Origin of the sequence: Pseudomonas sp. LTR0 (genome assembly GCF_036630035.1) — a bacterium.
Classification (GTDB): domain Bacteria; phylum Pseudomonadota; class Gammaproteobacteria; order Pseudomonadales; family Pseudomonadaceae; genus Aquipseudomonas; species Aquipseudomonas putida_Y.
Genome location: NZ_CP123734.1, coordinates 4569698 through 4585441, shown reverse-complemented (window position 1 = coordinate 4585441; position 15744 = coordinate 4569698). Strand labels below are relative to the sequence as shown.

Genomic DNA, 15744 nt, shown 5'->3' with positions numbered 1-15744 from the left:
CGATGAACCGCGACACGTCGCCCGACCTTCACTACCTGAGCGGCTTCGGCAACGAATTCGCCAGCGAAGCATTGCCTGGGGCGCTGCCTGTCGGGCAGAACTCCCCGCAGAAGGCCCCGTATGGCCTGTATGCCGAGCTGCTGTCGGGCACGGCGTTCACCATGACCCGTAGCGAGCTGCGCCGTACCTGGCTATACCGCATTCGGCCTTCTGCCTTTCACCCACGCTTCGAGCGCCTGGCGCGCCAGCCGCTCGGCGGGCCCCTGGGTAGCATCAACCCCAACCGCCTGCGCTGGAGCCCGCAGCCGATTCCTGCTGAACCGACCGATTTCATCGAAGGTTGGCTGCCCATGGCTGCCAACGCCGCCGCGGAAAAACCGGCTGGCGTGAGCATCTACATCTACTGCGCCAACCGGTCCATGGAACGGGTGTTCTTCAACGCCGACGGTGAGCTGCTATTGGTGCCGGAACAGGGCCGCCTGCGCATCGCCACCGAACTGGGCCTGATGGAGGTCGAACCGCTGGAAATTGCGGTGATCCCACGTGGCATGAAGTTCCGCGTCGAACTGCTCGACGGCCAGGCACGTGGCTATATCGCGGAAAACCACGGTGCGCCGCTGCGCCTGCCGGACCTGGGCCCGATCGGCAGCAACGGCCTGGCCAACCCCCGCGACTTCCTCACGCCCGTGGCCCGCTACGAAGAAGCCGAAGGCCCGGTGCAACTGGTACAGAAGTTCCTGGGGGAACACTGGGCCTGCGAGCTGCAGCACTCGCCTCTGGACGTTGTGGCCTGGCATGGCAGCAACGTGCCGTACAAGTATGACCTGCGCCGCTTCAACACCATCGGCACGGTCAGCTTCGACCACCCGGATCCCTCGATCTTCACTGTGCTCACCTCGCCCACCAGCGTGCATGGCATGGCCAACATGGACTTCGTGATTTTCCCGCCACGCTGGATGGTGGCCGAGAACACCTTCCGTCCGCCATGGTTCCACCGCAACCTGATGAACGAGTTCATGGGCCTGATCAATGGCGCCTACGACGCCAAGGCCGAGGGCTTCCTGCCGGGTGGTGCCTCGTTGCACGGGGTGATGAGTGCCCATGGCCCCGACGCCGAAACCTGTGAAAAGGCCATTGCCGCCGATCTGGCGCCGCACAAGATCGACAACACCATGGCCTTCATGTTCGAGACCAGCCAGGTGTTGCGCCCGAGCCTGCAAGCCCTTGAGTGCCCGCAATTGCAGGCCGACTACGATAGTTGCTGGGCGACCTTGCCGAGCACCTTCAACCCGAACCGGAGATAACCCATGAACCACACTGCCAATGCCCGTAGTTGGGTCGAGCACGCCAACGGGCACAGCGACTTCCCGCTGCAGAACCTGCCATTGGGCATCTTCAGCCGGCCGGGTGAAGCCAGGCGCTGCGGCGTGGCGATCGGCGACGCGATCCTCGACCTGGAGGCGGTGCTGGCCGCTGGTCTGTTCGATGGGGCGGCCAAGGCCGCCGTTGAAGCCACCCGCGGCGGGTCTTTGAACGCATTCTTCGCTTTGGGCCGCAATGCCCGCGTAGCCTTGCGCGAGCGTTTGCAGGTGCTGCTTGGTGAGCACAGCGAACACCAGGCGGCCTTGAATCCGGCGTTGTTCCCGGCCAGCGACTGCCAGTTGCATGTGCCGGCGCAGATCGGTGACTACACCGATTTCTACGTTGGCATCGAGCATGCGAAGAACGTGGGTAAGCTGTTCCGCCCCGACAACCCACTGTTGCCCAACTACAAGTACGTGCCGATCGGTTATCACGGCCGCGCCTCCACCATCCGCCCGTCCGGCACCGACGTACGCCGGCCCAAGGGCCAGACCCTGCCGGCCGGGCACACCGAGCCGAGCTTCGGCCCTTGCGCTCGCCTGGACTACGAGCTGGAGCTGGGTATCTGGATTGGCCAGGGCAATGACATGGGCCAGGCAATTCCGATAGGCGATGCCGCCGAGCACGTAGCCGGCCTGTGCCTGCTCAACGACTGGTCGGCGCGCGATATCCAAGCTTGGGAATACCAGCCACTGGGGCCGTTCCTGTCCAAGAGCTTCATCACCACCATTTCGCCCTGGGTGGTCACCGCCGAAGCGTTGGAGCCGTTCCGCTGCGCCCAGCCGGCCCGCCCGGAAGGCGACCCACAGCCACTGTCGTACCTGCTGGATAAGCGCGACCAGGCCAGCGGTGCATTCGATATCGAACTCGAAGTGCTGCTGCTGACCGAGCGCATGCGCGAGCAGGGCATTGCCCCGCACCGCCTGACCCTGAGCAATACCCGCAGCATGTACTGGACCGTGGCGCAGCTGGTGGCGCACCATAGCGTCAACGGCTGCCAGTTGCAGCCGGGTGACCTGTTCGGTTCGGGCACGCTGTCGGGCGCCACGCCGGGTTCGTTCGGTAGCCTGCTGGAGATCACCGAAGGCGGCAAACTGCCGGTCGAGCTGGCCAGCGGCGAGGTGCGTAAATTCCTCGAAGACGGCGACGAAATCATCCTGCGTGCCCGCTGCACACGTGACGGCGTGGCCAGCATCGGTTTCGGTGAATGCCGCGGCACGGTCATCGCAGCCAACTGAGGAGGCAGGGGTATGGAGCTGTACACCTATTACCGTTCCACCTCGTCCTACCGGGTGCGCATTGCCCTGGCACTGAAGGGGCTGGCTTACCAGTCCCTGCCGGTCAACCTGCTGCAGGGTGAGCAGCGCGGCGAGGGCTATGTAGCCGTCAACCCGCAGGGCCGCGTACCGGCCTTGCGCACCGACGGTGGTGAGGTGCTGGTGCAGTCGCCGGCGATCATCGAGTACCTGGAAGAGGTTTATCCACAGCCTGCGTTGCTGCCAGCCGCAGCCGAGGCTCGGGCCAAGGTACGGGGTGTGGCGGCCATCATTGGCTGCGACATTCATCCGCTGCACAACGTCAGCGTACTCAACCGGCTGCGCCAGGCCGGTCAGGACGAGGGGCAGGTCAACCAGTGGATCGGCCACTGGATCAGCCAAGGGCTCGCGGCAGTGGAGCAACTGATTGGCGATCACGGTTTCTGCTTTGGTGAAACACCTGGGTTGGCGGATGTGTATCTGATCCCGCAGTTGTACGCGGCCGAACGCTTCAACATCGACCTCGGCAGCTTTCCACGCATCCTGCGGGTTGCCGCACTGGCGGCCGCGCACCCGGCGTTCGCCAAGGCCCACCCCGCCCAGCAGCCGGACAGCCCGGCTCAGTGAAGTGAGCGGTTCGCCGCCGGAAGCTTGCCGATTCGCTCGGACAGCTTCAGGCGCTGGACCGGGTCTTCCGTCAGTAGCAACGCATGCTCCAGGTCGAAGCGTTCGGCCTGCGGGCAATCCAGATGATGGTAGAGCGAGGCGCGGGTCATGTAGTCGCTCACCTGCACCGGGCCCAACAGCATGATCCGCTCTGCATCGATCAACGCCGCCAAGTGGTTGTCGTTACTGATGTGCAGCTGGCGCAGGTTGCGTGACAGGCGTTGCAGCATTTGCAGCGGGCTGGCGCTGCGCAGGTGCTCTGCTGTCAGCGCCTGGTGCGGGCCGAACTGGCGCGCCAGCAACTCGCGGCAGTCGCTGGGGTACAGGCGCCGGCCGCCGCAGGGGTCGAGCAGGTGGTCTGCACCCGGCACGCGCAGCAGGAAATGGCCAGGGAAGCCCACACCCTCCAGCGGTATGGACAGGCGCCTGGCCAGTTCCAGAGCGAGGATGGCCAGTGTCAGGGGTTGGCCCCGGCGGCGCTGCAGTACCTTGTCCATCATTGCTGCATGCGGGCGCAAGGGGTGGTATTCATCTTGCTGAAAGCCCAGCGCATTGAGCTGGCGCAGCAGTGGCTGGGCCAGTTCGCATAGTGGAAGCATCGGCAGGTTGGCGCTTATCTCGCGCTGCAGGTCGTGCAGCGCAGCAAGGCTGGCCGCGGGCTCGACACCAGGGTCGTGCTCGGCGGCAATCCACAATGCGGCTTCCAGCAGGTCGACAGGCTCGCGTTCCAGGCAGGCCAGGCAGGCTTGACGTGGCTTCATGGGGCATCTCCACACACGCTTGAGTATTAGCCGTGGCGCGCGGTTTCGTCCAGTGGTCCGGCGGCGGCGTCAACGCCGAGGCCGTGCCTATACTGGAAGGAGCACCTCGTAGGGGAGCCGGTCGATGTTCGCGCTGATGCAAAGCACCCGTACCCAGTCACTGCACTTGTTCAATGACCCGCCTACGGGCCTGAAAGCCGTTGTGGCAATCCACAGTGAGCAGTTGGGCCCGGCCATGGGTGGGTGCCGTTACCTGCCTTACGCCGATGACGAAAGCGCCATGACCGACGCTATTCGCCTGGCTCAGGGCATGAGCTACAAGGCAGCACTGGCCGGCTTGCCGATGGGGGGTGGCAAAGCGGTGATCATGCGCAACCCCCATGTGGAAAACCGCGCCGCGCTGTTCGAAGCCTTTGGCCGCTTCATCGATACCTTGAATGGGCGCTTCATCATTGCCGTGGACAGTGGCACCTCCACCTTGGACATGGACTGCATTGCCCACAGCACTCCCTATGTGACCAGCACCACTGCCTCGGGCGACCCATCGCCGCATGCGGCGATGGGGGTATTCGCAGGCATACGTGCCACTACCTCGTTCCGGCTGGGCAGCGATGACCTGAGAGGCTTGCGGGTAGCGGTGCAGGGGTTGGGCAATGTCGGTTATGCACTGGCGGAGCAATTGCATGCGGTGGGCGCGGAACTGCTGGTCAGCGACCTGGACCCGGGGCGGGTGCGGCTGGCGATGGAGCAGTTCGATGCCAAACCGGTGACCAACGATGCGTTGATCAGTACCCCTTGCGATATTTTTGCACCCTGCGGCGTGGGCCCGGTACTGAACGGGCAGAGTGTGATGCAACTGCGTTGTGCGGCAGTGGCGGGGGCAGCCAACAACCAGCTGACTACCTTGCAGGTGGCAGACCAACTGGAGTCGCGCGGCATATTGTATGCACCTGACTACGTGATCAATGCCGGTGGGCTGATCTATGTGGCACTCACCCACCGTGGCGAAGACCAGCGCACAATTACTGCGCACCTGGCGCGGATCCCTTCACGGCTGACTGAAGTGTTTGGCCATGCGCAGGCGGAAAAGCGTTCGCCGGCAAGGGTGGCGCAGATGTTGGCGGAGCGGTTGTTATATGGCTGAAGGTTGATGATGGTGTTGCTGACCACTTCGCGGGCAAACCCGCTCCCGCACCTTCAGATCACTCGGCAGCAGGATCCTCAAGCAACTCGGCCAACGCATCCGGCTGGCTTTTGAACGCCCGGGCGAACACGTCACGGTTCTTTGCCATGTAGATACCGGCTTCCTCGACCTGCTGCTCAGTCAGCGACGGCACCGCCTTGTGCAGTACTTCTGCCAGGCGCTCGGCCAGTTCGAGCATTTTGTCGTGACGGTCTGCTTCGGCCTTATCCATGAACAAGCGCTCCGGGTCGCGGCTGCTGCGGTACACCACTTCGACGGCCATTCATCACCTCTATGCCTTTTTGCTGGTTGTGTTGCGATTTACTGTATCTATATACAGTAATGGCAATGCTGGTTGGTTCGCAAGCAGAAATTGTAGCGTGGCATAGACCGGGCGAATGCGGTGGCGGCTGCGACGGTGAATGGCGGGGGGATATTGGCCGGCAGGTCCGGCCTATTCGCGGGTGAACCCGCTCCTACGGGGGCGTTAACGGCTGGATTTTGCGTCAGGCACGTGATCGCAAGGAAAGCAGTCTGGCTCAAGGCATGCGCTGTAGATGTAGATGCTTTGTTGGCGGTCAAGCTTTTCTGTGGGGGGCTACGGCCGATTGTGTCAGGGCGGCAAGGCGCCTGCCTTGGTTTTTGCGGTGTTGCGTAGATCGAGCGCCGCCCGCGCGGCGCATCGCGAGCAAGCTCGCTCCTACATTTGTTTCGGGCCAATTATTCCTGGCGCAGACGCGCACGTCCCCTTGGCGCTCACCTCGATATCGTGGGGGACAAACAGGGCGGTCGCGCGCGTAGGCACAGGCGATACTGGCCCGAAACAAATGTAGGAGCGAGCTTGCTCGCGATGCGCCGCGCGGGCGGCGCTCGATCTCACAGGCGCTGAAACTGCTGCGGCAAACACATAGAGGCCTTCATCCAACCTGAAGTGAAATCCTCACGGCTTCATACCCAACTCGGCATCATCCATCAGCGCCTTGGCCATGGCACTCAGATAATGGGCCGCCCAGATCATCATGGGCCTCTCCTCCATCAGGCCTGTGATGGTCAACTCCCGCACATAGCCCATCAATTCCGACGACTGCTCGCGGGCGTCCCTGCAGGGGATGCCGGGCTCGATGCGGAACAAAGGATGGGTGCTGTTTTCGCCTTGATAGAAAGTGGTCTTGCCGACGGTGAATTGGGTGTCTTCTGTTGTCATTGTTCAATCCCCTGAAGTTTCTCTAGTGCCTGGGCCGACCCTTTCGCGGGCATGCCCGCTCCCACAGGCTCCCACAGGTACTGTGCAAGTCTTCAAGACTGTGGTGATCCTGTGGGAGCGGGCGAAGAGGCCGGCCCTCCCGGCGCATTAACCAGCCTTAGTGCGAAGTCCTGTGCTCAGCGGGCATCTGCACCTGAACCAGTGCCGACTCAAGCAGAGCCCGCAGCGCCTCCAGTTCATGCATCGAGGTCATCATCAGGATCGAAACCGGTGACTTGGGCTGAAGCAGCAACGCCTGATGCACCACGGTAGCTGCGCACAACGCGTAGTCGGTGGCCTGGATCAGGGTGTCTTCGAGGGAATGGAGAGTATGGGGTGGATCGGGAACTATTTTCAGCATGGTGAAGGCCTGTTCAAAGTTGGGGCCACCACCTCCTGCTGTCAAACAATGAGGCGGCAGCTGTACATGGGTTGACAGACCGGTGAACAGAACCAAAAGCCGGCGCACACGAGGTGCCCCATGACAGCTGCCATAAAGGCAAAGCCATGTGGTTAGTTCAGGGCGGCCTGTCAAAGCCGATCGCTGACTGGCAGCGACGACCCCAGACTAGTGCGCATGCCCGAACGCCACAATGGCAGGGAGTATCTTTGGGAAATGCCCTACAAGGAAGGGGTTAAATCTGATTTTTCCCCAAGCACGGCCGTGCATTTCTGCAATGCTCCATGCCTCAAGGTGCCTTGCGGCAATCGGTCGCCTTCCAAGACAGGGGCTTGGCCCTTTAACTGCATGGCACAAGCGTCACATCAGCGACGCATCATCCTTAAAGACGTATCGGGGAATGGAACATCGTGAACATCAAATGGGCAGAAAAACTGCGCAAGGGCCTGCACGGCTCGGCCGACTCGCTGGGCAACCTGTGCGTTGAGGCGTTCCATTACCTGGCGCTGTTCGGCATTGGCGCCATCACCGCCTACGCGGCAGTCGTGACGTTCCTGGACATGCTGGGCAAGGGCGGGATCAGTGTCGATGACATCCTGCTGTTGTTCATCTACCTGGAGCTGGGGGCGATGGTGGGGATCTACTTCAAGACCAACCACATGCCGATCCGCTTCCTGCTGTACGTGGCAATCACCGCGCTCACTCGCCTGCTGATCGGCGATGTTTCGCACCACAAGGCACCGGACGAAGGGCTGCTGTACCTGTGCGGCGGCATCCTGCTGCTGGCGTTCTCGATCCTGGTGGTGCGCTACGCTTCGTACCGCTACCCCTCGACCAAGGTGCTGGACGCCAATGGCAAGGCAGTGGAGGAGGGCAAGTAGCCCTCAGTTGGCCAGGTCCAGGGGCATGGAAATGCCACCAGGACGTGGGTAGCTTCGATTTCTATTACCGAGGCTTCTGAAAATCGACAGAGCGCGCGTCACCCCAAAGTGCCGCGCCCCGTTCCCAAAGCCCGGAGATTCTCTGGCTTGTGGCTTTTTAATATCGCGCCAGGTGGCGTGTAACCCACAAGGTCCAAGGCCTGCACACGGTTGACACCGTGACCCACAAGCCTATTTACTCGGCAGCTCTCAAGGATGGCAACCTAGCACGTGGATTGAAACCTGACGTGCGTTTTCAGGGAGATGCTGATGATCAGGGCAGGTCATGACGCTGTCGCGAGCCTGTCCGAACTTGGCGAACAGGGGTTATCCTTCATGTTCGAAGCGGCCAGGTTCGGCGACGAGATATCGCACACCAGCGCGCTGGGGGGGCGTCCTGATCGGGGCCGCCCTGGGGATTACGCTGGTGGCCACGGTGGCGATCGCCACGTTAAAGCCACTGACCAGGGCCGCGAAGTCCCGTTCGTGACCCTGCAACCGGGGTATCGCATCTACCAACCCTGTTCTTCTTCGGCGAAGTGTCAGACACCGACACCGAATTGCGCCGTAACGTATCGAGAACGTCCTCGGCCACTTTCTGCTCTTCAGCCGCATGCCCGACGGCACGCTGACCGACATCAGCGCTACCGGTGGCACCCGTGTGCACCTGCACTGCGACAACCCGCTGGGTCGCCTGACCAACCTCAAGCACGTGGTGAACAACGAAGCGGTGGAAACGCTCACCCAATACCGCTACGACGAACACGGCCAGCTATTCAGCGTTCCGCGAGAGAAAGCCTGAAAATAATACGTTTGTAGTGGATGCGATCACTGGGAGGCCTTTGTGAGTGGTTCCAATTATTACGTTTTGCGCTACAACCCACAGGAAAGTGGCTGTCCAATCGTGTTGTCAGGTTTTTTTAATTGTAATGAATTTGAATGGGATCCGTTTGAGTCAAATCCGCTGGAATTAAATATAGCGAAACAATATGTTTTGCAATTGTCCGGGCTAGAAATGGAGTTGTCGGATCTGGAGTTTGATTACTACAGCATCGGTGATACTTTTGTTTCCAGGGAATTTTTAGCGGTTTGCGATAAGGTTGGAGGGAAGTATAAGGCTATTCCCTTGCAAATAACCTATAAGGAGCAGTGTAGGCAAGGGGACTTTTTCATTTTTCTTCCTGGTGAAAGTTTAGCGGCTATGGATAAGGTTGAGTCGGTGTTCGAAACATCCAAGGATCTGGAAACCGGTCTCGAAATTGAAAGTAACATTTATACGGGGGGGTATGAATATTGATGCTATAAGTAGGTTTGTGGTTTCCCCGGAGCTGCAGTCGGATATTTTTAGATGCCAAGAAACCTTGGAATTGTTTTGTAGTGAGAGGTTCAAGTCAGCGGCAACTGGCTTGAAGGGTGTTTCGTTTGAAAAAGTTGATGATAATTATTCGTATGATACATGGGCTGAATTGAGCGATATTTGAAGGTTGTAAGGGTCTTATGCAAGGGGCTAGGGGGACTCCGAACAATTACTCAGTAATCCGCAATAAACCACGTGCTGACCTGCTCGAATGACTTCCATAGGAGCTGACCTAGGGTAGTGCACTGGACTGTGAATACGACCCGCTCAACTACCTGACAGATCATGTGCGCCTGCCGGATGGGCGCCTGAACTAACTGAACTTGGATGGCCGACGAGGTGTTTTAACTCAACGTCCAGATGTTATGGCTGCTGATGTTAACGGGAAGTTCATGATCGGACTTGTATCCAATGCAGGTATGGGCAAAGAGCTTCCTGCGCTTACATCGCGTAATGAAACGGCAATGAGTAACTTGCCTCTTGGTAAGCAAAACGAGATCTTGGTGTCAGAGCATCCATATAGTGCCTCTGATATGAAGGATATGTTTGATGATTTTATTACTGGAATATGGGTCATTTTATGTCCATTTCGTTAGCTTTGTACGGTATTGAGGGCGTCACCCCTAGACTGGCTCTGAAATTTGCCAAACACTATTTTGCTTGTCTGCATTTGTCGATAACGGGTGCGGCTTATCTTAAATACTTGAACGATGGGGATCATGTCGGTGACCATGATTTAGTAATGGTAGAAATAGCCGAGCTCGAAGAGAAAATAAACAACGGTATTGCTACGGCTTTTAGGGTATACAACGAGGCAGCAGGTGCTATCCCATGGTCTGTATCCTTCGGTTACACTACGAATGATTTTGGCGGCTTTTATCATTTTGATGGTCAGTGCTCTGGTGATCTTATTGAATTAAAGGGCATGATAAGTTTTATTAAAGACGTGTGTGCTGATATTGCTGTGCCGTATGGGATGATCTATAAGTGCGAAAAAGTAAGTAAAGCATTTAGTTATGCGGCTGGCAATAATATGGTCACGATGTATTCGTATGAAAATTCGTCGGCGTTCAAGAAGGAAGTTCCCGGCAGATTTCAGGGGCGAGAGCGCTATAAAGAGCATCTATTGCGAATGGTCTATCCCGTTAACGTAATAAGTAATAAGCATTTAGAGATCGACGTTGGGGGCGTGGTGCTGAAAGACTGGATTGGTGAGAGTGTGGGGCGAGGAAAACTCGAAGCTTTAACTTCTTCTACGTGGTTGTGGTATGTAGAGGCTGATCAGCTTGAAGACGTAAATAAGTCTCTGGGTGAGGCAGGTATTCTAATTTCGTGGAAAAAAATGGAAGGCAGAAAGCGGTTTTGAGTTATGTAGAGTAAAGTTTGGTGGCTGCTATTTCGGCGTGATGTCGTAGGTGCAGTTGCTCCTGCTTTCTGTAAAGGTATGTTTCAATAATGTGTCATGAGCGGGTGATCGTTAAAAATGGAAGGAGCGATTGCGGGGCTGTAGTCGCCCCAATTTACCGATATACCACATCGATGATTATCGAAGTGAACTTCAAATCCAAGTACTTATAGTGCAATGACGACGCACAGATCGAGCGTTTTTGATCGTTGTGACAAACGCGCTTGACCAGCCCGCGTCGCTGGAACGCAAGCCCGACGGTGAATTAGAAGCGTATTGAATGGTTCATGCGGATAAATATTGGAGAGTGCAATGAGTGATATTGAAATTGCGCTGAAAGATCTGAGCGCCGTACATGCCAAGTATAATCTTTCTGGGTGGTTTTTAGCGTAGAATGATGTATCTGTTCGCTGGCCTGCAGAACTTCCACGCTCTACTGAACTTGATGTTTTTTATAATGGGTACGAGCCGGACGGGGTTAAAATCGAGACTGGCCTTACGCCTCTGAAACTATTTGACATGGTAGCGCTAAGACAGGCACAGATTGGGGTAGTTATGCGCCGTTGGCGCGGATTGATCAAGTTGAATACCACGCAGCATCTTGGAAGTGGGACCGTTGAATCATATAGTGGTACGGTAGCTAAGTTGAAGCTTGATAATGAAAATGCTCGCGGTAAATAACTTGGTGACAAAGGAGCCCTGCACGATGCAATATTTTACGTCCTTAGGTATCGGTGAGTTATGAGTTCAGAGGATCGGTTGTATTTTGAAAGTGTTTTGCAAGAAGAGCTAAGGGGCGTTGCCTCAAAGTTTGATGGTGTGGTGGCGTCAAAGAATAAGCTGAAATTTAAATATAATAAAAAGAATGTGGCTGAGCTGTTCTTGGATTATCTCGCGCGCGTAGATTCTTATGTGCTTGCTGGGATAGTTTTTGGAGGGGAGCTCTTTGAGTACGCGTCAAAATTCACGCCTCCTTACAAAAGTAATTTATTAAGTGATGGCTGTTTTTCTTTCATCTCGTCAGGTGAGCAGAGTAAACGGTTCAGTGGTGAGTTTGGAGGAGCGATAAGGACGCCGGCTCCTGTTTTGGCGGGTGAAGTTTGTACTCATATCCGGCTTGTTCTGGAGGAGTTCTATGTCCCCCAAATGTTAGCCGCTATCGTGCCGACAGATAGGACTATAAGTGACGTTGTCTTGTCACCAGGTGACTACTCGTATCCCGCTGTATTGATACATTGTGCTGCTAAGTTGGGTGGGTTGGCTGGGAATGAGGTTAAAATAAAAGAGGCGATGTCCTCAAAGAAGATTGTAAAGTGCAAGGCCTACGATGTCCCGTTGCTCGGCGGGCTTTTGTAATGCTTTTGTAGCGGCTTTTTGAGGATGACTGGCTGCGCATTTAGGTATTAATGCAGGAAATTGACTTAGAGAGGGTGGGCTTGGATGAGAATTGGCTCTTTGGATGATCTGAAGTGCAAGATTCAGCAAGATAGTTTTTTTGAAGATGTTGTATCAAGTGTGAATGATTGGAATGAAGCATTAGATAGGCGTGATGACGATGTCTTCGACTCCGTATGGAACGATGCATTTGAGGAATTAAAAAACCTTGAGTACTCATCTGAAAGCGATGAAAAGGCTGTAAGTGAGATTCGAGAGTATGTCTTTAAGAAAATATATGAGTTGGTTCGTAGTCCGGATGTCGCAGGATATATTTCGGATGACATAGGGTTGGTGGCTGAGTCGATATCTAAGTCATGCAGTATTGAATGGGTGGGAAAGTTATTTGATATTTATTGCGCTGGAGAATTTCCTAATTAACGAGTTTTTGAGGCTTTGCGCGTTTTTTTCGTTGAACATCGGAGTGTGGAGGAGCAGGCTAGCGTGATTCTGGTTAGATGATATTTTCGTGCTTTCCGAGTTGTTGCCTGCCTTTTATGGTGGGGCGTCGCCTGGGCAGAAGGCCTGCTACTTTCATACGGATCAGATTGGTACACCGTTGGAGCTGACGGACAGTGATGGTAAGTTCGTTTGGCAAGCGACTTATTGGCCATGGGGGGCATGTTAATGAAGCTGATTGAGCCTGTTGATAATTATCCTGAAAAATATTGGCTTTCCTATGATCATGTATTCAGCATAGATCACCTGAGTTTTCAAGAGTGTAAATTAATTTCGGGCTCTGATTTGCCGGTTCAGCTTTCACTCAAGAAAAAAGTCAGCTTGAGCGCATTTAGGAAGTATGACTATCTTTTCAGTGATGGGCCGGACATTATAACGTCTGACCTTGTCAATATTTTTCTTGGCATGGGGCTTGAAGATGAGATTCAGTTTGTCCCTGCACGTGTTGTGATCAATGGCGATGTGCATAATGATTATTATGCAGTGAATTATTTGGCATCAGAAAGCGCTTTTGATATGGAAGAGTGCATTTATAAGCCGTTAATAAAGTCATTGCCTGGCGGGCCTAAAAAATTCAGTAGGATCGTTCTGCAGGATATCGAACCAACTCATTCGATTTTTCGCGCGCTGGAAAGCATGTCACGCATTGTCGTGTCGAATCGGGTAGCTGAGTCACTTCAGGGTAAGTCTGTGATTGGTATTTGTTTTGTTGAAGGTCGGGATGATATGTGAGTTTGTGTTTTCTAAGGGCATTTTCGGATGTATTAAGGGGCTTGACGTATGGTGACTGTAGAGGATGTACGCGTTTGGGTGAATGATAGAGCATGCGGTGACTTGTTGAGTTTTGTGGCTAAAAAATGCCGTTAAATTTTTAATATGATTCGGTTTCTGATGTTGTTTTGCAGTTTGATGCTAATAAGCTGAATTTGGCGAAGCTGGAGTGGGCCTGCTTGGCCACTGTCGCTCGAGAGGCCAAGGCAAACTATTAGAGAAAATGCTTGGCATCATCAGGAAAATATGAAGACGATACCGGAAGCGCCTAGAAAAACACAATAGGCTTACGTTGTCGGGTGGTGTTAAAAATATGAAATGAAGCTGTTAATAGGATAGAAAAATGCCTGTAGTTTACAAAGCTGGTTTGACTGATGCTGAGATAAACTCACTTGAGGCAGCAGTTAATGTTGCCTTGCCTGTTGCGTATAGAAATATATTGGCACGCATGAATGGTTTTTATTTGACTGAGCCTGACTTTGGGCAGTTGCCGTTGAAGTCTGTTCAAGACGGGCGCGTGAGTTTTGATCGTCTGTTTGGGGTTATACCTGGAGAGGAATGTAATGATCTTATTAGCTTTAATCATGAGTTCATTTCTGAGCTGGCATTTGTTGATGGCGTTTTGGCGTTTTGGCGATTGGGGAAGATGGGGGAGGGAATCCTTACGTGATTGTTACTGAGTCCGGGCGAGAAGGGGTTTATTATTGGGATATGACCCACTTACATGACTCTGACTCTATTAATAAATATGATATAGCGGAGCAAGGTGATAGCGGTCACCTTTATAAAGTGGCACAAGGTATTGATGAGTTTTATTCTTAGCGTCGCTGCCCGATGAGGTTGAAATGGTGGAAGAAAATTGAGGCGGGTGGTGATGGAGTGGCACGTTGACCCACAATGTGACATTGATATAAATGATAAGCGTAATGGGATTTGGCTACCGGATACAACCGCTGCGGCTCACAAAGGTACGGGCGTGCTCGGCAAAGGATATAAGTAATATATATTTGATAAGCTTTCCGTAACCAATGGCCGAAAGGGGTTCCTGAACGCATTTTTCGAGCGTAAGCAGTCGCTGTTTGAGGGTGTTTCATTTAAAACGATTAGGTAGATCTATGCTGATAGAAGATTTGAAGCGTTTTAAAGATGAGGTTGTCAAGAAAGCTGAGGACGCTTCCTTTGTTTTGGCTTCTGATACGAATTGTGCCAAAGCTTCGAGTGTTAAGTGGTCGAAAGGGGGCGGTATTTCTTTTATTCCTTATGAGTTGGAAATGTCGGGTATAAAACCCAGCAGGCTGTCCGCAAAGGAGCCTGTAAGTAAAAAAAATATAAACAAATATTATTATGTGGAGGGGCAGTTAAATAAGGTAGATGTCTACAATGCAAAGGGTGAAATCCATGGGTTCGAATATTTTTTCTATGATGATAGGCGAGCGTATTCACTTAAAATGAATCGGCACGGCGAACGTTTGTGGCTCAAGGTAATTGATATAGAGCAAGGGGAGGTACGTAAAGCTTGCAGGATTGATTTTGACTCGGAATTTTGGACGCTAGGTTACGAGTGGAGTGAAGGGCGTCTCCAGGAGATTCTGACGTTTTCGTCTAACAGTTTGCCTGGCATCAAGATATATCCAGTTTTTGAGGAAAAGAATCTTGTTGGCTTATTTACTTTGCGTGGTGAAGAGAGAATATATGTTTATGATGAGCGGTAAGTTCTAGGTCGCTAAATCGTGACGGCTAATGTTCGGTAATCACTGGTTCGGGATAAGTGCCGGGGTGTTTTTGTAATATTGATGCAGCCCGTTATTTGATCAGTTATGAGGTTGGGGTGAGCCTGATAATATGGGGGTGATTCATGAGTGTCGAGTTTTCTGTGGTTACAGATACGGCGACTTTAGCGATATTTGATTTGAAGGCAATTCGCCATAGAGTGAGTGATTCATTTGATTGGTGGAGTATTCAAAGTGATGAAATTTCTGAGATGAATGAGGGTAATATCGCTTTTTTAAATTTAGGTGAGGATGGTAGGTATAAAGTGAAAGTTGAAGACAGTCTATTAGATCCGAGCGGGGGGATTTACTTGAAGGTTCCTTCCGGGCGAGTGTTCGTAGGTGCAGGGGAAGATACTTCCGGAGGGGGGCTGGAGCCTGATGGCTCGAGTACAATACAAGGCGAGTTTCTTAGTCTCGAAGCAGGTAGCTATTATATGAGTTACAAGGTCGAGAGTGGAGTGATCTGCTTGGCTTTCTCGTCCAGTAGCAAGTTTAGTAATGATCTTACAGACTTGATAAGGCTTGCTATTTAGTTCCTGAAGTGGTTTGAGGTTTTTGGGTTTTAGGAAAGTGCTCTTTAACAGCTGGGATATGAGTAGTTGACGAAAGACGTCAGCCTGGCTCAAAGGTTGGCGGGAGTTGCATAATTATTTGTTGAATTGGTTCATAAAACAAATTAAATCCGCATGAGCAGGTTTACCTGGTGTGCACCGAAGCGGTGGAAACGCTCACCCAGTACCGCTACCCCTCAACCA

Annotated in this window: 18 protein-coding genes and 1 pseudogene; 15 read left to right on the top strand and 4 right to left on the bottom strand. The window is 53.8% G+C overall.

Going from position 1 to position 15744, the window contains the following annotated elements; translation table 11 throughout:
* Nucleotides 1-2 precede the first annotated feature (2 nt).
* The 3 genes from hmgA to maiA are packed head-to-tail and all read left to right on the top strand — an operon-like array spanning nucleotide 3 to nucleotide 3245.
* On the top strand, nucleotides 3-1304 hold the full coding sequence (hmgA, locus tag QCL51_RS21045; RefSeq protein ID WP_101196253.1) for a homogentisate 1,2-dioxygenase: 1302 nt from the start codon (nucleotides 3-5) through the stop codon (nucleotides 1302-1304).
* Between the two features lie 3 nt (nucleotides 1305-1307).
* Nucleotides 1308-2600 carry a fumarylacetoacetase gene (fahA, locus tag QCL51_RS21040; RefSeq protein ID WP_021784271.1) on the top strand — a complete coding sequence of 431 codons (1293 nt, stop codon included), beginning with the start codon at nucleotides 1308-1310 and terminating at the stop codon, nucleotides 2598-2600.
* A gap of 12 nt (nucleotides 2601-2612) precedes the next feature.
* On the top strand, nucleotides 2613-3245 hold the full coding sequence (gene maiA / locus QCL51_RS21035; protein ID WP_021784270.1) for a maleylacetoacetate isomerase: 633 nt from the start codon (nucleotides 2613-2615) through the stop codon (nucleotides 3243-3245).
* Here the strand turns inward: maiA and QCL51_RS21030 are convergent.
* On the bottom strand, nucleotides 3239-4045 hold the full coding sequence (locus QCL51_RS21030; protein WP_021784269.1) for a tetratricopeptide repeat protein: 807 nt from the start codon (nucleotides 4043-4045) through the stop codon (nucleotides 3239-3241). The two genes, maiA and QCL51_RS21030, sit on opposite strands and share 7 nt — an antisense overlap.
* A gap of 124 nt (nucleotides 4046-4169) precedes the next feature.
* On the opposite strand from QCL51_RS21030, the gene QCL51_RS21025 reads away from it, so the two are divergent.
* Nucleotides 4170-5189, top strand: coding sequence for a Glu/Leu/Phe/Val dehydrogenase dimerization domain-containing protein (locus tag QCL51_RS21025; protein ID WP_021784268.1), 1020 nt, complete (start codon nucleotides 4170-4172; stop codon nucleotides 5187-5189).
* Nucleotides 5190-5247: 58 nt separating this feature from the next.
* Here the strand turns inward: QCL51_RS21025 and QCL51_RS21020 are convergent, their stop codons facing one another.
* From QCL51_RS21020 to QCL51_RS21010, 3 genes are all read right to left on the bottom strand, one after another.
* The gene (locus tag QCL51_RS21020; RefSeq protein ID WP_101196252.1) at nucleotides 5248-5511 is read right to left on the bottom strand and encodes a YebG family protein; all 264 of its coding nucleotides are present in this window, start codon (nucleotides 5509-5511) and stop codon (nucleotides 5248-5250) included.
* A 657-nt stretch (nucleotides 5512-6168) separates the two neighbouring features.
* A complete protein-coding gene (locus tag QCL51_RS21015; RefSeq protein ID WP_021784266.1) occupies nucleotides 6169-6432 on the bottom strand; it encodes a DUF3077 domain-containing protein in 264 nt (87 codons plus the stop codon).
* A 157-nt stretch (nucleotides 6433-6589) separates the two neighbouring features.
* Nucleotides 6590-6832, bottom strand: a complete 243-nt coding sequence (locus QCL51_RS21010) for a hypothetical protein (protein WP_101196250.1) — start codon at nucleotides 6830-6832, stop codon at nucleotides 6590-6592.
* Between the two features lie 449 nt (nucleotides 6833-7281).
* Between QCL51_RS21010 and QCL51_RS21005 the strand changes: the two genes are divergently transcribed.
* The 11 genes and pseudogenes from QCL51_RS21005 to QCL51_RS20955 all read left to right on the top strand — a co-directional run bounded on the left by QCL51_RS21005 (nucleotide 7282) and on the right by QCL51_RS20955 (nucleotide 15522).
* Nucleotides 7282-7752, top strand: coding sequence for a phosphate-starvation-inducible PsiE family protein (locus tag QCL51_RS21005; RefSeq protein ID WP_003251685.1), 471 nt, complete (start codon nucleotides 7282-7284; stop codon nucleotides 7750-7752).
* Between the two features lie 525 nt (nucleotides 7753-8277).
* A pseudogene (locus QCL51_RS21000) lies at nucleotides 8278-8575 on the top strand (RHS repeat protein); the annotation flags it as partial.
* 60 nt (nucleotides 8576-8635) lie between these two features.
* Entirely contained in the window at nucleotides 8636-9088 is a 453-nt protein-coding gene (locus tag QCL51_RS20995) for a hypothetical protein (protein ID WP_338444168.1), read from the top strand.
* Between the two features lie 452 nt (nucleotides 9089-9540).
* On the top strand, nucleotides 9541-9744 hold the full coding sequence (locus QCL51_RS20990; RefSeq protein ID WP_135192689.1) for a hypothetical protein: 204 nt from the start codon (nucleotides 9541-9543) through the stop codon (nucleotides 9742-9744).
* Nucleotides 9729-10514, top strand: coding sequence for a hypothetical protein (locus QCL51_RS20985; protein ID WP_028697471.1), 786 nt, complete (start codon nucleotides 9729-9731; stop codon nucleotides 10512-10514). Before QCL51_RS20990 ends, QCL51_RS20985 begins: the two co-directional genes overlap by 16 nt.
* Nucleotides 10515-11294: 780 nt before the next feature.
* Nucleotides 11295-11909 (top strand): hypothetical protein, encoded by a 615-nt coding sequence (locus QCL51_RS20980; RefSeq protein WP_021784080.1) that lies wholly within the window; start codon nucleotides 11295-11297, stop codon nucleotides 11907-11909.
* A gap of 84 nt (nucleotides 11910-11993) precedes the next feature.
* Nucleotides 11994-12368, top strand: coding sequence for a hypothetical protein (locus tag QCL51_RS20975; protein WP_021784081.1), 375 nt, complete (start codon nucleotides 11994-11996; stop codon nucleotides 12366-12368).
* A gap of 210 nt (nucleotides 12369-12578) precedes the next feature.
* Nucleotides 12579-13178 carry a hypothetical protein gene (locus QCL51_RS20970; RefSeq protein ID WP_021784082.1) on the top strand — a complete coding sequence of 200 codons (600 nt, stop codon included), beginning with the start codon at nucleotides 12579-12581 and terminating at the stop codon, nucleotides 13176-13178.
* Between the two features lie 382 nt (nucleotides 13179-13560).
* Nucleotides 13561-13887: an SMI1/KNR4 family protein gene (locus QCL51_RS20965; protein WP_021784083.1), complete on the top strand. Its 327-nt coding sequence runs from the start codon at nucleotides 13561-13563 to the stop codon at nucleotides 13885-13887.
* A gap of 445 nt (nucleotides 13888-14332) precedes the next feature.
* Nucleotides 14333-14929 (top strand): hypothetical protein, encoded by a 597-nt coding sequence (locus QCL51_RS20960; protein WP_021784084.1) that lies wholly within the window; start codon nucleotides 14333-14335, stop codon nucleotides 14927-14929.
* A gap of 143 nt (nucleotides 14930-15072) precedes the next feature.
* A complete protein-coding gene (locus QCL51_RS20955; protein WP_021784085.1) occupies nucleotides 15073-15522 on the top strand; it encodes a DUF6386 family protein in 450 nt (149 codons plus the stop codon).
* The last annotated feature ends 222 nt before the right edge of the window (nucleotides 15523-15744 follow it).